This is a genomic window from Bacillus nitroreducens (genome assembly GCF_964021195.1).
On the sequence record NZ_CAXHYI020000003.1, the window covers coordinates 77,501 to 93,577 of the forward strand.

Sequence of the window (16,077 nt, forward strand, 5' to 3'; positions counted from 1 at the left end):
TTACTGGGGCTTCGATTCAGAGCTTCGCTTGCGCTAACCCCTCCTCTTAACCTTCCAGCACCGGGCAGGTGTCAGCCCCTATACTTCGCCTTGCGGCTTCGCAGAGACCTGTGTTTTTGCTAAACAGTCGCCTGGGCCTATTCACTGCGGCTTTTCAGGGCTATGCACCCTAAAAAGCACCCCTTCTCCCGAAGTTACGGGGTCATTTTGCCGAGTTCCTTAACGAGAGTTCTCTCGATCACCTTAGGATTCTCTCCTCGCCTACCTGTGTCGGTTTGCGGTACGGGCACCATTTACCTCGCTAGAAGCTTTTCTTGGCAGTGTGGAATCAGGAACTTCGGTACTATATTTCCCTCGCCATCACAGCTCAACCTTACGGTAAGCGGATTTGCCTACTTACCAGTCTAACTGCTTGGACGCACATATCCAACAGTGCGCTTACCCTATCCTCCTGCGTCCCTCCATCGCTCAAACGGTAAAGAGGTGGTACAGGAATATCAACCTGTTGTCCATCGCCTACGCTTTTCAGCCTCGGCTTAGGTCCCGACTAACCCTGAGCGGACGAGCCTTCCTCAGGAAACCTTAGGCATTCGGTGGAGGGGATTCTCACCCCTCTTTCGCTACTCATACCGGCATTCTCACTTCTAAGCGCTCCACCAGTCCTCACGGTCTGACTTCGCTGCACTTAGAACGCTCTCCTACCATTGTTCGTAAGAACAATCCACAGCTTCGGTGATACGTTTAGCCCCGGTACATTTTCGGCGCAGAGTCACTCGACCAGTGAGCTATTACGCACTCTTTAAATGGTGGCTGCTTCTAAGCCAACATCCTGGTTGTCTAAGCAACTCCACATCCTTTTCCACTTAACGTATACTTTGGGACCTTAGCTGGTGGTCTGGGCTGTTTCCCTCTTGACTACGGATCTTATCACTCGCAGTCTGACTCCCGAGAATCAAGTCTTTGGCATTCGGAGTTTGACTGAATTCGGTAACCCGATGAGGGCCCCTAGTCCAATCAGTGCTCTACCTCCAAGACTCTATACTCGAGGCTAGCCCTAAAGCTATTTCGGAGAGAACCAGCTATCTCCAAGTTCGATTGGAATTTCTCCGCTACCCACACCTCATCCCCGCACTTTTCAACGTACGTGGGTTCGGGCCTCCATTCAGTGTTACCTGAACTTCACCCTGGACATGGGTAGATCACCTGGTTTCGGGTCTACGACCACGTACTCATTCGCCCTATTCAGACTCGCTTTCGCTGCGGCTCCGTCTCTTCGACTTAACCTTGCACGTAATCGTAACTCGCCGGTTCATTCTACAAAAGGCACGCCATCACACATTAATGTGCTTTGACTACTTGTAGGCACACGGTTTCAGGTTCTATTTCACTCCCCTCCCGGGGTGCTTTTCACCTTTCCCTCACGGTACTGGTTCACTATCGGTCACTAGGGAGTATTTAGCCTTGGGAGATGGTCCTCCCAGCTTCCGACGGGATTTCACGTGTCCCGCCGTACTCAGGATCCACTCAAGAGAGAACGAAGTTTCGACTACAGGGTTGTTACCTTCTCTGACGGACCTTTCCAGGTCACTTCGTCTACTTCGCTCTTTTGTAACTCCGTATAGAGTGTCCTACAACCCCAAGAGGCAAGCCTCTTGGTTTGGGCTATCTTCCGTTTCGCTCGCCGCTACTCAGGAAATCGCGTTTGCTTTCTCTTCCTCTGGGTACTTAGATGTTTCAGTTCCCCAGGTCTACCTTCGCTTACCCTATGAATTCAGGTAAGGATACTGCCCCATTACGAGCAGTGGGTTTCCCCATTCGGAAATCTTCGGATCAATGCTTACTTACAGCTCCCCGAAGCATATCGGTGTTAGTACCGTCCTTCATCGGCTCCTAGTGCCTAGGCATCCACCGTGCGCCCTTTATAACTTAACCTGTTCGGCTTCGATAAGCTTCAAATTTCTTCGTCACTGCTCTCGTCAGCATCCTCACGTACCGTTAAGTACGCTCCGGTGCTGACACCATCAGTTCCTCGAACTTTTCGCTTCTCGTGCGCCTATAGTTATAAGAACTTTTATTACTACAATGAATGTTTTGTTACGTTATCTAGTTTTCAAGGAACGAAGCTACTGACTTCAATCACATCGTGATTTACATCAGTGAATAGTCTCCATGCAGCTTTGCGATGAGGAATTAATCATCATTGACTAATCTTGCAGACGCAAGCGCAATTGATTTTTGCGAAAGGCAAAAATCGACCTTTGAGAGAAAAAGCACTCTCAAAACTGACCACAATACGAAACGTCTTTTTATGAAGTTCGTAGAACTTCTATTGTCTAGCTACGGTTCCTAGCCTCTCGAGGTTGCTTCACTTCTTCTGTCAAAGTCTGCTGACTTTTCCTTCAGAAGTTCCAGCACTTGTCGAGGCTGATCAGTCACCTTCGCTTTTCGACTTTTTCCTTAGAAAGGAGGTGATCCAGCCGCACCTTCCGATACGGCTACCTTGTTACGACTTCACCCCAATCATCTGTCCCACCTTAGGCGGCTGGCTCCTTACGGTTACCCCACCGACTTCGGGTGTTACAAACTCTCGTGGTGTGACGGGCGGTGTGTACAAGGCCCGGGAACGTATTCACCGCGGCATGCTGATCCGCGATTACTAGCGATTCCGGCTTCATGCAGGCGAGTTGCAGCCTGCAATCCGAACTGAGAATGGTTTTATGGGATTGGCTTAACCTCGCGGTTTCGCTGCCCTTTGTACCATCCATTGTAGCACGTGTGTAGCCCAGGTCATAAGGGGCATGATGATTTGACGTCATCCCCACCTTCCTCCGGTTTGTCACCGGCAGTCACCTTAGAGTGCCCAACTGAATGCTGGCAACTAAGATCAAGGGTTGCGCTCGTTGCGGGACTTAACCCAACATCTCACGACACGAGCTGACGACAACCATGCACCACCTGTCACTCTGTCCCCGAAGGGAACGTCCTATCTCTAGGAGTGTCAGAGGATGTCAAGACCTGGTAAGGTTCTTCGCGTTGCTTCGAATTAAACCACATGCTCCACCGCTTGTGCGGGCCCCCGTCAATTCCTTTGAGTTTCAGTCTTGCGACCGTACTCCCCAGGCGGAGTGCTTAATGCGTTGACTTCAGCACTAAAGGGCGGAAACCCTCTAACACTTAGCACTCATCGTTTACGGCGTGGACTACCAGGGTATCTAATCCTGTTCGCTCCCCACGCTTTCGCGCCTCAGCGTCAGTTACAGACCAGAGAGCCGCCTTCGCCACTGGTGTTCCTCCACATCTCTACGCATTTCACCGCTACACGTGGAATTCCGCTCTCCTCTTCTGCACTCAAGTCCCCCAGTTTCCAATGACCCTCCACGGTTGAGCCGTGGGCTTTCACATCAGACTTAAAGGACCGCCTGCGCGCGCTTTACGCCCAATAATTCCGGATAACGCTTGCCACCTACGTATTACCGCGGCTGCTGGCACGTAGTTAGCCGTGGCTTTCTGGTTAGGTACCGTCAAGGTACCGCCCTATTCGAACGATACTTGTTCTTCCCTAACAACAGAGCTTTACGATCCGAAGACCTTCTTCGCTCACGCGGCGTTGCTCCGTCAGACTTTCGTCCATTGCGGAAGATTCCCTACTGCTGCCTCCCGTAGGAGTCTGGGCCGTGTCTCAGTCCCAGTGTGGCCGATCACCCTCTCAGGTCGGCTACGCATCGTTGCCTTAGTGAGCCGTTACCTCACCAACTAGCTAATGCGCCGCGGGCCCATCCGTAAGTGATAGCGAGAAGCCATCTTTTAATATAAGACCATGTGGTCTCATATGTTATCCGGTATTAGCTCCGGTTTCCCGAAGTTATCCCAGTCTTACAGGTAGGTTGCCCACGTGTTACTCACCCGTCCGCCGCTAACCTTTGGGAGCAAGCTCCCTTAGATTCGCTCGACTTGCATGTATTAGGCACGCCGCCAGCGTTCATCCTGAGCCAGGATCAAACTCTCCAATAGAGTATTGATTGCTCAATAAGTTTTGTTACTTAGAATTAACGTTGACGCTTGTATTGTGTTCAGTTTTCAAAGAACTTTTTAATTCATCGCCCAGAAGCGACTTTATTAATATAACATGTTGTTTCGTTAGTGTCAACATGTTTTTCAAAAAACTTTTTTTCGACTGAATTGTATTTTTCAGCGGCGAAATTTAATATAACATGGGGTAAATAATTCGTCAACACCTTTCGTGAATATTTTATTAAAATAATAAAACTCCTTCTAAACAAACCCCTGAAAGAAGGAGTTTTAGTAATCTATTTAGTGACGTGATATGTTCTATGGAATATTCCTTTCCCTTTTGTTTCTTGCTTTTCTACATTTATAAAGTGTTTCTCTACAAGGAATTCTAGATAGACTTCAAGATCTACTGAATATACCTTTAACTCAGGAAGTTCCATGATTTCTCCAAATGTCCACGAACCATCTCTTCTAGACAGAACATTTAAAATATGAATAGCTCCACGTTTGGCTCTAGAATGAATAAGAAACTCGCTAGCTAAAAATAAGAGCTCTAGTCTTTTCTCAAGCGACTCTTCACTTTCCAGAAGTTCAGTATACAATTTATAAATCTGCGGATCAATTTGTCTCACTTGATTCCAGACAGTTACTTCAGGATGGAATCCATTTTCGATAATTGCTAGCCTCGCTAAATGATGAAGTGCATGAATGACATAATTAAATGCATCTAGATGTTGCTTTGCATTAAAAAATGCTTTGCCATCCTGATAGCGTCGAATTAGTTTAGCAAATTCGATTCCCATTTTTATCTGTCTTTCCTCCGTGGGAAATTCATGTAATCTGTTTCTAAAATTAATAATATAATCATTTCGATCATATAGTACTTTACCGTTTAAAACCCAATCGACAATTTTCCGATTAGAACCAAAAAATAACCATTCCTTTAATTGACTTTCTTTAACTGTATATAAGGATGCTTTCTGGTTGTTATAGTTATAATGTTTGATGAACACATTTTTATCAGACTCTTTTACGATTACGAGTAAAGCTACGTCAAAATAATCTATATGAGTAAAAGCTACCTTTCCCTTTTCAATTAATAAGATCCCTAGAGTATTGGGTTGACCTGCTCTTTCTAGGTAAAGGGGTCGAAGTAAATCTTCCATTTTGATTTCCTCCATTCAAATCCATTGGTATATATTTCGACGCATAAAAAATAAAACCCTGCACATTTTATGCAGAATCTTTATTTTTATTTTTCTCTTTCTTTTATATATTGTATAGTATATGAAGGAGGTTGTATGAAAAATGGGTGTAAAATATTCAAGTAAAATTAATAAAATTCGTTCTTTTGCTCTAGCTTTGATTTTCATCGGGTTTATCGTAATGTACGGCGGTATCTTCTTCAAAGAAAATGTTGTTCTAATGACAATCTTTATGTTACTAGGTCTAATTTTTATTTTATTAAGCACGGTTGTCTACTTCTGGATTGGTATGCTTTCTACTCGTACTATTCAAGTAACGTGCCCATCATGTCAAAAGCAGACTAAGATGTTGGGGCGAGTAGATGTTTGTATGTATTGTAAAGAACCATTAACTCTTGATCCTGAACTTGAAGGGAAAGAGTTTGATGAGAAATACAATAGTAAGAAATATAGTAAAGTAGAAAGATAAAAGTGCTTTATTTGGTGAAAGCTATATATAACAAAGCCATCGTACACATAGCCAATAGTGTCTTGACTTAGTATAAAAAAGCTGACAAGTTAAACTTGTCAGCTTTTTTAATGCGCTGTCTTTTGGCATTCTTGGCACGTTCCGTAAATTTCCATTCTATGATGACTAACTTTAAAGCCTGTTACATGTGCTGCTAATGCTTCTACTTCATCCAATCCAGGGTAAGAGAAGTCAACAATTTTACCACATTCTTCACAAATCACATGATAGTGCTGTGTAGTGATAAAATCAAAACGACTTGATGAATCTCCATAAGGTAATTCCTTAACTAAGCCAACTTCTCGAAAGACACGTAGATTGTTATACACTGTTGCTACGCTCATGTTGGGAAATTTTCCTTCAAGTGCTTTATAAATATCGTCCGCTGTCGGGTGACTCATAGAATTAATTAGATACTCTAATATCGCATGACGTTGCGGAGTAATTCGAACCCCGGTTTCTTTCAACGTATCAAGCGCCTCTTTCAAAAGATTTTCAGACACCGCCATGCACCTCTTTTCTAGTAAACATTATTACTTTATAATCCTTATAATTAGTGTATCTTGCTCCGACCATTTTTGTCAACATTTCTACCATTACTATATGACTAATTTCATTGAATTACGCACTTTTTTAGATTTTTATTGGTGGAGAGTTGGTTCACTTTGCCCAAGTTTATGATTTATGTAACGTGCTGCGACAAACAGGAAATCCGAAAGTCGATTTAAATATGAGTTTACAAGTGAATTTACCTCTCCTACTGCAACGGCTTTTCTTTCCGCTCTTCTAACAATGGTTCTTGCTACATGGAAAGCAGCACCCGCTTGACTACCACCAGGTAAAACAAAATTAGTAAGTGGAGGAATTTGGGCATCCCATTTATCAATAGTCGCCTCTAAAAGAGAAAGATCTTGCTCGGAAACTTTCCATTTAACCTCTTTGCCTACAGGAGTGGCAAGTTCAGCTCCAACATGGAATAAGGTCGTTTGTACCTTTTTAAAAACCTGCTCAACCTCATCCTTTCCCTCAAATGTAGTAGCATGAAGGTGACTTAAACCTAATCCAATCATGGAATTTGCTTCATCACATGTTCCATATGCTTCAACACGAATGTCATTTTTTGATACTCTTTGTCCATAAACTAATGAGGTTGTCCCTTTATCCCCTGTTTTTGTATAGATTTTCATTTCTTAATACCCCCGGTCTAAATTAATAATGTTTATAAAATCACTACCACCTTGTTTATATATATGAAGATTGTGTTCAAAGATTTCAAATGATCTCGGTTGATAATATTTTGTTCTACTCGAAATATGTGGGGTAACTGTTACATTTTCGAGTGTCCAAAATGGGTGGTCAGCTGGGAGAGGTTCCCGTTCAAAAACATCGAGTACGGCATGTGAAATCTTATTTGATTGAATAGCCCTCAAAATTACTTCCTCACTCACTAGATCACCACGACCAATATTGATGAAAACCGTTTCTTTTTTCATTAGATCAAAATGGTGATCTTTAAGAATATATTTTGTTTTATCAGTACTCGGTAGGACTGAAACTAGGTAATCTACATTTTCACAAATGTAATTGAGACCATCAAACTGAACCATTTCATCTACATATTCATGCTGATTACCACTTCGGTTTAGTCCAATTACTTTCATATTAAATGCTTTTGCCAGTCGAGCTATTTCTCCACCAATCGCACCAACACCTAAGATTCCAATTGTTTTTCCATAAAGTTCACCTACTGGAAAATGAGTAAGGCGATCCCAGTTTTTATTTCTTTGTTGTTCAATAATTTTCTTATTTTTCTTAGTGACATGTAGCATCATAGACAATGTATATTCTGACATTGGTATTTTGTGTATGCCTCTGACATTTGTTACAAGTATTCCTCTTTCCTTTATGGTTTCTAGAGGCATTAGTTCTAGTCCCGCTGATATCACCATAATCCATTTCAAATTTTTCGCTATTCGAATATGTTCAGGGAGTAAATCCTCTCCAAATGTAATTAATATCTCTGCATTATGTAGTTCTGGTATTGCCTCTTCAATATCCTTACAATAAATAAAATCTTCGTCTGGAAACGTCATTTTCATGTTATCAATAACTTCGTCAATGGGAATAAATGTTGTTAGAATTCGCATCAGTACGCCTCCTTGTCTTATTTATTATAGTATCAACTTTCGAAGGATGGTGGTAGTAAAATTTCTAATGTATAAAGCACAATGGGTAGCCCCCTCGATAACAAAAAAGGTGCGAGATTTCTCTCGCACAAAATTCGCTAACATCTGAGGAGGTATGCCCTACACTTATAAGATACGTCCGGTGTAGTTAAAGTGTATAGACGTTTGACATTGTCTTTTTAAAATAGGCTCCTTTTTATTCTGTCCATTTGAAGTATCTAAAACTAATCATCATCTAGTAAAATTCCGAATAAGATGCCCCTACATAACCTAGACAAACATAATCATTGATTAAATAAGAAAAGCTACCCAGAGAATCAGTTTTCACTGAGTTTCTGGTTAGCTTTTTCTTGTTTATTTTAATTCAGCTAAAATTTCTTCAATTTTTGCAAGCTCAGATTTTAAACCTCCACCACTTAGGTACCAAAGTGGACCATCTAAGTAAATAACTCGATTGTTTTGATAAGCTTTTGTTTTCTTGATGATGTCATTTTCCATATCAGCTTGGATATTAGATTCTCCACCTGTAGCTGCTGTACGGTCAATTACAAATAATACTTCTGGATTAATATCTAAAATATTTTCGAAACCGAAGTTTGAACCGTGAGAAGATGCTTCGATATCTTCTGTTGCAGGTTTAAATCCATAAACGTCGTACATGTATCCAAAACGTGAATTTGTTGCAAAACCAGATAATTTACCTTCATTGTACATAGTTACTAGAGTTGAGTCGAAGTTACCAGCTAGTGCTTTGACTTCTTCTAATGCAGAATCAAATTTAGCTAAGTATTCTTTTGCTTCATCTTCTTTGTTAAACATTTTAGCAGCAGTATCTACTGATGCTAAAAAAGTATTCCAGTAGTCATCTTGAGAAGTTCCAACAAATACCACAGGAGCAATTTCCTTTAATTCTTCATAATAGACAGATTGACGACCAGAGATAAAAATCGCATCTGGACCAATTTCAGCAATATCCTCTAGTAAAGGTTCTTTTAATGTACCAATATTTTCGTATTCATCAGAAGAATATTTTTCTAAATGCGCAGGTAAACTTGAGTCTTTAGCTACACCGACTACACCTTCAACACCTAGTTCAGTTAATGTATCTAGAAAACCATAGTCAAACACCACAAGTTTTTCAGGCATTTCATCAAATGTTACATCTTCATAACTAATTGTTCCTGTTTCTTCGTCTTCAGTGGAAGATACAGTTGAAGATACTGTCATTGGATAACCATCTGTTGCTGTTTCAGTTTCTTTCGGCTTATCTTCTTCCTTAGCTCCGCTATTGCTTCCTGCTTCTTCGTCTGATCCGCAAGCAGCAAGCATTAGTGTCAATACTAAAAACGCAATAGCTAACTTCCATTTTTTCATTTCTGTATTCCTCTCCTTAGAACATGTTGTATGTAATGATTAACAATGATAATCATTTTCATTGATAACTATTCTCATTATAAGTCCATTTATTATCAACGTCAATATAAAATTTAAATTATTTTAAAACTTTTTCAAAAACCAGAACTACTCTGTGTTTATATAATGTTTACATATATTGACCTACTTTAAGTACGTGAACAAAGGAACTTACTTCTCGCTCTTTATGTCTACCTTCTCCAAAAATATGATGTCTATTCTCACTTAAAAAAAAGAAGACCTAAAGTCAGTAGTCTCTAGGTCTTCCTATTATTACGCATGAGAATTAAAGTAGACACAAATCCTACATCCGTTTTGTTCTTGAATTGGAATATCCATATCATAAATTTCTCGTAATGCAGCAGAATTAATAATTTCATGAGTTGGACCATTTTTTACAAGACGTCCATTCTTTAGTGCAACAATTCGATCCGAATAAACGGAAGCAAAATTAATATCGTGTAACACAATGACAACAGTTTTTCCAAGCTCATCCACAAGTTTACGTAAAATCTTCATGATTTGAACAGAGTGTTTCATATCTAAGTTGTTCAAAGGCTCATCCAACAGGACATAGTCCGTATCCTGTGCAATAACCATTGCAATAAAAGCACGTTGTCTTTGACCACCAGATAATTCATCTAAAAATTTATCTTGAATATCTACTAAATTCATATATTCAAGTGCTTGATTAACAAATTTTTCATCTTCTTCATCTAATCGTCCTTTTGAATATGGATAACGACCAAATGCAACGAGTTCACGAATAGATAATCTTACATTTAGAAAGTTTGATTGTTTTAAGATGGAAACTCGCTTAGCGAAATCAGATGACTTCCACTTCTTTACATTATTTTTATCAAGTAGAACTTCTCCAGTATCTGAATCTAATAATCTGCTAACCATGGAAAGAAGTGTAGACTTACCTGCACCATTTGGTCCGATAAACGATGTAATGGTACCCGGCTCAATAGTAACAGATACATCTTCCACAACAGGTTTTTTCCCAAATCGTTTTGTTAATCCCTTGATTTCAATCATCCTGCTGCCCTACTTTCTTTTAGTAATAAGTAAATAAAATAAATTCCGCCAATAAAGTTGATAATTACGCTAAGTGTTGTACGTAACTCAAAAATGTGTTCAACTAGGAACTGCCCACCTACTAATGCGATAATACTCATTAAACTTGCACCGAGAATTAACACGGAGTGCTTATATGTGACCAAATATTGATAGGCAAGGTTTGCTACGATTAATCCAAAAAATGTAATCGGACCTACCAATGCAGTTGATGTTGCGATTAGAACCGAAGATAAAATTAAGACATTCATCACCATACGGTCATAATTAACACCAAGGTTCATCGCATTTTCTCGTCCTAATGACATTACGTCTAATTTATCCATAATGAGGTATCCGTATATGAACGCGATTAATAGGATCCCAATTGCAATATATAATAACTCAGCTTTCACATTCGTAAAAGTTGCAAATAAGCGATTTTGAAGACTTAAATATTCTACAGGATCAATCAATACCTGTAAAAAGGTAACTAGACTTCCTAGAAGAGTCCCGATAATCATACCTATTAAGAGCAACAAATAGATTGGATGCTTGTCGGATCGGAATAAAAATCGGTATAAAATGAGTGCAAATAGAACCATCGCAAAAATCGCAGCACCAAAATTCAAATATTTATTTAACACCCAAACAGACATAGATCCTGCAAAGAAATAGATTAATGTTTGAACAACCTCATACATTGAATCGAGTCCCATAACAGAAGGTGTTAAAATACGATTTTGTGTAATTGTTTGGAATACTACTGTCGAATACGCAATTGCTACACCAGTCACAACCATTGCTGTAATTTTTATCATACGTCTAGGAAAAGCATAATCAAAGCCACCCTTAATATCATAAAAACCATATAACAATATACAAATAATTGAAATAACTGCTAATATGATAAGTTTTGTACTATTTCGCATATGCTCTCCCCCTAAATAACATAATCAGGAAGATCGCACTGCCGATAACTGCAACCGTCACATTGACAGGAATTTCATATGGGTGAATAATGACTCTTCCAATAATGTCACAGATTAATAGAAACACTATCCCTAAAACTGCAGTATGTGGAATCGTCCTACGTAAATTATCCCCTAAATAGAGAGAGACAATGTTTGGGACAATAAGCCCAAGAAACGGAATAACGCCAACAGTTAATACCACTGTAGTTGAAATAATAGCCACAAGAGTAAGGCCAATATTTAGGACCATCTTATAACTTAATCCCAAGTTTTTCGCAAAATCTTCCCCCATACCTGCAACAGTAAACTTATTTGCAAACAGATAAGCTAATATAACCGCTGGGATACTGATGTATAATAACTCATAACGACCAGATATGATTAATGTGAAGCTCCCCATCAACCACGATGAAATGTTTTGTAGAAGGTCTGCTTCATAACCCAGGAATGTAGTAATCGAAGACAGAATGTTACCATACATAATTCCGATTAATGGAACAAAAATAACATCCTTAAATTTAATTCGGTCTAAAATTTGCATAAATACAAACGTTCCTGCTAAAGCAAATGCAAAGCTAAAAATGATCTGTTGTGAATAAGTTACATTCGTAAAGAACAACATCGAAATAAGTATCCCTAGCTTTGCTGCATCTAAAGTACCTGCAGTCGTTGGTGATACGAATTTATTTCTACTTAAACTTTGCATAATCAATCCTGCAATACTCATTCCTGCTCCCGCTAAAATGATTGCCATTAATCGAGGAACCCGACTTATAAGAAATATTTGAGTCTCATCAGACTCCCAATTAAGTAGATCCATCGGTGTAATATTAATAGCTCCAATAAATAGCGATACGAAGGAAAGAACTATGGCAGTGATTATTAACATCCATAGTCTCATTTGACAATCCTCATAACGTGTATATTCTTAGAATGATAGTTGAAAACGATTATCATTACTATTATCTTCATTATAAGTAAAGAATAGTCTAAAATCAACCTATAAATAGAGATAACGGGTGGTTCAAACTTACCACCCTCCATAGCCCTAAGCCTCTGTCCTCATTAGGTCTATAACCCCACACTCATAAAAACGAAGGGTTTCTTTTTTACTTTTTCACAAAAACTTCACAAATTATCTGATAATCAACACCTATTTATTGGAGATTTTCTTTTACGTACGTCAAAGCTTCTTCTACATGACCTTTGACTCTTACTTTTCTCCATTCTTTTACGAGATTCCCTTCCTTATCAATAATAAAGGTTGAACGCTCAATTCCCATGTATTCTTTGCCAAAGTTTTTCTTTAGCTTCCAAACCCCATATTTTTCTGCTATTTCATGTTCTTCATCCACTAACAATAAAAATGGGAGGTCATATTTATCAATAAACTTTTTGTGGCGTTCAAGTGAATCCGTACTTATACCAAGAATAACGGTATCTAATCCACTGAAGTTTTCGTGCGCATCTCTAAATTCACAAGCCTCTGTTGTACATCCTGGGGTCATATCTTTTGGATAAAAATACAGCACGACATTCTTTCCTTTAAAATCTGCTAAGGAGACCGTTTCTCCGTTACTGGCTGTTGCTGTAAATTCAGGTGCTTTTTGTCCGATTTCAATTGTCATTTTGATTACCTCCTGTTTTTCCTATTAATTAAATGGTACAAAACTTTAGTCTGATATACAAATGAAGCACCTTATGTAAGTAGCTAGTTTACTTCCTGACAATGACGATTTTTCCCTTTATGTCCTTTCATGCTAAAATAGAATAGTTGATTTCAAATCTAGGAGGAACGACATAATGGATTTTTCAAAATCACAAGAATTATATAACGAAGCATTGAAACATATCGTCGGGGGCGTAAATAGTCCTTCCCGTTCATACAAAGCGGTAGGCGGTGGAGCTCCAGTTGTAATGGAGCGTGCGAAAGGTGCTTATTTTTGGGATGTTGACGGAAATAAATACATAGATTATCTGGCGGCTTATGGACCGATCATTACAGGTCATGCTCATCCTCATATTACCGAGGCGATTACTAGGGCTGCCGAAACAGGTGTCTTATACGGTACACCAACTCAACATGAAGTGAAGTTTGCAAAAATGCTGAAAGAAGCTATCCCAGGTATGGATAAAGTACGTTTTGTGAACTCTGGAACGGAAGCTGTGATGACAACCATTCGTGTTGCGCGAGCGTATACAAATAGAACGAAAATTATTAAATTCGCAGGCTGTTATCATGGGCACTCAGACCTTGTACTAGTGGCTGCAGGATCTGGTCCTTCAACATTAGGAACCCCCGATTCTGCTGGTGTACCAAAGAGTATCGCACAAGAAGTAATTACCGTCCCCTTTAATGACATTGAGCCTTTTAAAGAAGCTCTTGCAAAATGGGGTGAAGAAGTTGCTGGAGTTCTCGTAGAACCAATTGTTGGGAACTTCGGTATTGTTGAGCCAAAGGAAGGCTTTTTAGAACAAGTATTAGAACTTTCTCATGAAGCAGGTGCACTAGTCATTTTTGACGAAGTCATAACAGCTTTCCGCTTTATGTATGGGGGTGCTCAAAATCTATTAGGCATCACTCCAGACTTAACAGCCCTTGGAAAAATCATCGGTGGCGGACTTCCAATTGGCGCATATGGTGGAAAAAAGGAAATTATGGAACAAGTTGCTCCACTTGGTCCAGCCTATCAAGCAGGAACAATGGCTGGGAATCCAGCATCTATGCTCTCAGGAATTGCTTGCCTAGAAGTACTCCAAGAGGAAGGCATGTATGAAAAGTTGGATCAACTTGGCGCAATACTTGAAGATGGTATTTTAAAACACGCTAAAAATTACAATGTTCCAATCACGATTAACCGATTAAAAGGTGCTTTGACCATCTTCTTCACCGACGAGAAAGTGGAAAACTATGAGCAAGCTGAGAATACAGACGGAGAAATGTTTGGTCGCTTCTTCAAATTAATGCTTAGCCAGGGAATTAATCTTGCCCCTTCCAAATATGAAGCATGGTTCCTCACGATTGCACATACTAGAGAAGATATTGAAAAGACGCTAGCTGCTGTCGAATATGCGTTTAAGAATCTATAATGATTGAAAGAACCTGCCAAAGTGGCAGGTTCTTTTTGTTTATAACTAGTGGCAGTATTTCAATATCAATTAAAAACCATACCTAATTAAGAATACTTCTTCAAAAAACCCTTAAAAATCAACGTACTTCCAACTAGGACATGTTTCTCTTGCTATAAGCATAAAATCGTTGTATGATACTGTATTGGTTTAGACTATGAAGAAAAAGCTAATTATATAGGATGTTCAAAAAGACTGCGAAAAATGACACATCGAGTTTCGGGAACATTGCCAAAAGTTTCTAGATTTTAACGGATTTGCGCTTCCGTCTACTAACTTCACAAAGCAAATTCCTCACATAATTCAAATTGTTACGGCGCTTTGGAACTAAAAATGCATCGATTTGAACATTCGTCTCACTGGATGTACGAATGTCAGCAATGTAACACGGACTGCACACTTGACGGCATTGCCCTTTTCAACTTGCTTTTTGAACATATATAGATATTAGATAAAACTAGCTTTTTTATAGAAAGGACTCGTAAAAAATGAAATTTGGTGCCCGCATGTTAAAAACGGGAATTGCCATCACACTAGCGTTATTGCTAGCGAAGTTATTGGAACTACCTTCTCCGGTATTCGCTGGGATTTCAGCGGTATTTGCGATTCAGCCTTCCATTTACCGTTCCTATTTAACAGTGGTCGAGCAAGTACAGGCAAACCTTATAGGTGCCTTCTTTGCCGTTCTATTTGGGATGTACTTTGGTAACAATGCCTTTATTATTGGACTTACTGTTGTTCTTGTCATCGCAATCACTCTTAAATTTAAGATGGAGAAGAATATTCCAGTTGCGATTGTAACGATTATAGCAATTATGGAAAGTCCTAGTGATCAGTTTATTGAGTTTGCGAGCCTTCGATTTCTTGCCATTTTACTAGGAATTTTATCGGCATTTGTGGTAAATCTTGTCTTTCTTCCTCCAAAATACGAGAAGAAATTATATGATCGAATTGTGGAACAATGCGAAGAAATTTTTAAATGGGTGCGGATTAGTACGAGACATGCATCTGAATACAATATCCTGAAAGATGATATTGAAAAAATAAAAGAAAATATCATTCAAATAGACCAGCTGTTTTTGCTTTATAAAGAAGAAAGAAATTATTTTAAAAAGGTCGAGTATGAAAAGGCTCGAAAACTTGTTCTATTTAGACAAATGATTACATGTACAAATCGTGCTTTGGATATGTTGAAAAAGATACACAGACATGAAAATGAGCTTCATGACATGCCTATCCCTGCTCAACAATTATTTGTAAAAGAAATTGATGATCTTATTCATTCCCACGAGCAGGTTCTATTAAAGTTTGTTGGTAAGGTGAAAGTTCAAGCACCAGAAGAATTAAAACTTGATTTTATATTTGACCGTAAAAAAGTCATAGATACCTTTATCGAATATCAGCACCTTTCAAGTGATGAAGATATTGATAGTTGGTATCAACTCTTTACAATCGTATCATCTATTCTCGAATATGCAGAAAGCATAGAACGTTTAGATACATTAGTGGAGAGCTTTCAAAGTTTTCATAATGAAGTAATCGTTGAAGAAACAAATAAAGAATAAAAAAAGGTGCCAACCGCATTCACCATT

At 39.2% G+C, this 16,077-nt stretch carries 12 protein-coding genes and 2 rRNA genes (1 of these 14 running past the window's edge); 3 read left to right on the plus strand and 11 right to left on the minus strand.

What is annotated here, in order from left to right:
• The 3 genes from ACWPVE_RS04300 to ACWPVE_RS04310 form a co-directional block, all read right to left on the minus strand.
• Nucleotides 1-1,932, minus strand: a 23S ribosomal RNA gene (locus ACWPVE_RS04300); it reaches 1,000 nt to the left of the window's first position.
• Between the two features lie 529 nt (nucleotides 1,933-2,461).
• Nucleotides 2,462-4,011, minus strand: a 16S ribosomal RNA gene (locus tag ACWPVE_RS04305).
• The 16S and 23S rRNA genes sit together here, the layout of an rRNA operon.
• A gap of 296 nt (nucleotides 4,012-4,307) precedes the next feature.
• On the minus strand, nucleotides 4,308-5,177 hold the full coding sequence (locus tag ACWPVE_RS04310) for a nucleotidyltransferase-like protein (protein ID WP_453991004.1): 870 nt from the start codon (nucleotides 5,175-5,177) through the stop codon (nucleotides 4,308-4,310).
• 142 nt (nucleotides 5,178-5,319) lie between these two features.
• On the opposite strand from ACWPVE_RS04310, the gene ACWPVE_RS04315 reads away from it, so the two are divergent.
• On the plus strand, nucleotides 5,320-5,685 hold the full coding sequence (locus ACWPVE_RS04315; RefSeq protein ID WP_453991005.1) for a YgzB family protein: 366 nt from the start codon (nucleotides 5,320-5,322) through the stop codon (nucleotides 5,683-5,685).
• A gap of 107 nt (nucleotides 5,686-5,792) precedes the next feature.
• Here ACWPVE_RS04315 and perR read toward each other — a convergent pair whose 3' ends face one another.
• From perR to bcp, 8 genes are all read right to left on the minus strand, one after another.
• Entirely contained in the window at nucleotides 5,793-6,233 is a 441-nt protein-coding gene (perR, locus tag ACWPVE_RS04320) for a peroxide-responsive transcriptional repressor PerR (RefSeq protein WP_453991007.1), read from the minus strand.
• Nucleotides 6,234-6,365: 132 nt separating this feature from the next.
• Nucleotides 6,366-6,911, minus strand: coding sequence for a cob(I)yrinic acid a,c-diamide adenosyltransferase (locus ACWPVE_RS04325; RefSeq protein WP_453991009.1), 546 nt, complete (start codon nucleotides 6,909-6,911; stop codon nucleotides 6,366-6,368).
• A gap of 3 nt (nucleotides 6,912-6,914) precedes the next feature.
• Nucleotides 6,915-7,871, minus strand: a complete 957-nt coding sequence (locus tag ACWPVE_RS04330) for a D-2-hydroxyacid dehydrogenase (protein WP_453991011.1) — start codon at nucleotides 7,869-7,871, stop codon at nucleotides 6,915-6,917.
• Between the two features lie 393 nt (nucleotides 7,872-8,264).
• Complete coding sequence (locus tag ACWPVE_RS04335; protein ID WP_453991013.1) at nucleotides 8,265-9,284, minus strand: siderophore ABC transporter substrate-binding protein; 1,020 nt, start codon at nucleotides 9,282-9,284, stop codon at nucleotides 8,265-8,267.
• Between the two features lie 312 nt (nucleotides 9,285-9,596).
• The gene (locus ACWPVE_RS04340; RefSeq protein WP_453991015.1) at nucleotides 9,597-10,364 is read right to left on the minus strand and encodes an iron ABC transporter ATP-binding protein; all 768 of its coding nucleotides are present in this window, start codon (nucleotides 10,362-10,364) and stop codon (nucleotides 9,597-9,599) included.
• Nucleotides 10,361-11,314: an iron chelate uptake ABC transporter family permease subunit gene (locus ACWPVE_RS04345; protein ID WP_453991017.1), complete on the minus strand. Its 954-nt coding sequence runs from the start codon at nucleotides 11,312-11,314 to the stop codon at nucleotides 10,361-10,363. Before ACWPVE_RS04345 ends, ACWPVE_RS04340 begins: the two co-directional genes overlap by 4 nt.
• Entirely contained in the window at nucleotides 11,304-12,257 is a 954-nt protein-coding gene (locus ACWPVE_RS04350) for an ABC transporter permease (protein WP_453991020.1), read from the minus strand. The genes ACWPVE_RS04345 and ACWPVE_RS04350 overlap by 11 nt, the downstream gene beginning before the upstream one ends.
• Nucleotides 12,258-12,513: 256 nt before the next feature.
• Entirely contained in the window at nucleotides 12,514-12,984 is a 471-nt protein-coding gene (gene bcp, locus ACWPVE_RS04355) for a thioredoxin-dependent thiol peroxidase (protein WP_453991022.1), read from the minus strand.
• 175 nt (nucleotides 12,985-13,159) lie between these two features.
• On the opposite strand from bcp, the gene ACWPVE_RS04360 reads away from it, so the two are divergent.
• Entirely contained in the window at nucleotides 13,160-14,446 is a 1,287-nt protein-coding gene (locus ACWPVE_RS04360; protein WP_453991024.1) for a glutamate-1-semialdehyde 2,1-aminomutase, read from the plus strand.
• A gap of 527 nt (nucleotides 14,447-14,973) precedes the next feature.
• A complete protein-coding gene (locus ACWPVE_RS04365) occupies nucleotides 14,974-16,050 on the plus strand; it encodes an FUSC family protein (protein WP_453991026.1) in 1,077 nt (358 codons plus the stop codon).
• Nucleotides 16,051-16,077: the final 27 nt, after the last annotated feature.

What these genes read in the sequence shown, in the direction of transcription:
- ACWPVE_RS04310 (WP_453991004.1), bottom strand. Translation starts at nt 5,177, where the DNA reads ATGGAAGATTTACTTCGACCCCTTTACCTAGAAAGAGCAGGTCAACCC.
- ACWPVE_RS04315 (WP_453991005.1), top strand. Translation starts at nt 5,320, where the DNA reads ATGGGTGTAAAATATTCAAGTAAAATTAATAAAATTCGTTCTTTTGCT.
- perR (WP_453991007.1), bottom strand. Translation starts at nt 6,233, where the DNA reads ATGGCGGTGTCTGAAAATCTTTTGAAAGAGGCGCTTGATACGTTGAAA.
- ACWPVE_RS04325 (WP_453991009.1), bottom strand. Translation starts at nt 6,911, where the DNA reads ATGAAAATCTATACAAAAACAGGGGATAAAGGGACAACCTCATTAGTT.
- ACWPVE_RS04330 (WP_453991011.1), bottom strand. Translation starts at nt 7,871, where the DNA reads ATGCGAATTCTAACAACATTTATTCCCATTGACGAAGTTATTGATAAC.
- ACWPVE_RS04335 (WP_453991013.1), bottom strand. Translation starts at nt 9,284, where the DNA reads ATGAAAAAATGGAAGTTAGCTATTGCGTTTTTAGTATTGACACTAATG.
- ACWPVE_RS04340 (WP_453991015.1), bottom strand. Translation starts at nt 10,364, where the DNA reads ATGATTGAAATCAAGGGATTAACAAAACGATTTGGGAAAAAACCTGTT.
- ACWPVE_RS04345 (WP_453991017.1), bottom strand. Translation starts at nt 11,314, where the DNA reads ATGCGAAATAGTACAAAACTTATCATATTAGCAGTTATTTCAATTATT.
- ACWPVE_RS04350 (WP_453991020.1), bottom strand. Translation starts at nt 12,257, where the DNA reads ATGAGACTATGGATGTTAATAATCACTGCCATAGTTCTTTCCTTCGTA.
- bcp (WP_453991022.1), bottom strand. Translation starts at nt 12,984, where the DNA reads ATGACAATTGAAATCGGACAAAAAGCACCTGAATTTACAGCAACAGCC.
- ACWPVE_RS04360 (WP_453991024.1), top strand. Translation starts at nt 13,160, where the DNA reads ATGGATTTTTCAAAATCACAAGAATTATATAACGAAGCATTGAAACAT.
- ACWPVE_RS04365 (WP_453991026.1), top strand. Translation starts at nt 14,974, where the DNA reads ATGAAATTTGGTGCCCGCATGTTAAAAACGGGAATTGCCATCACACTA.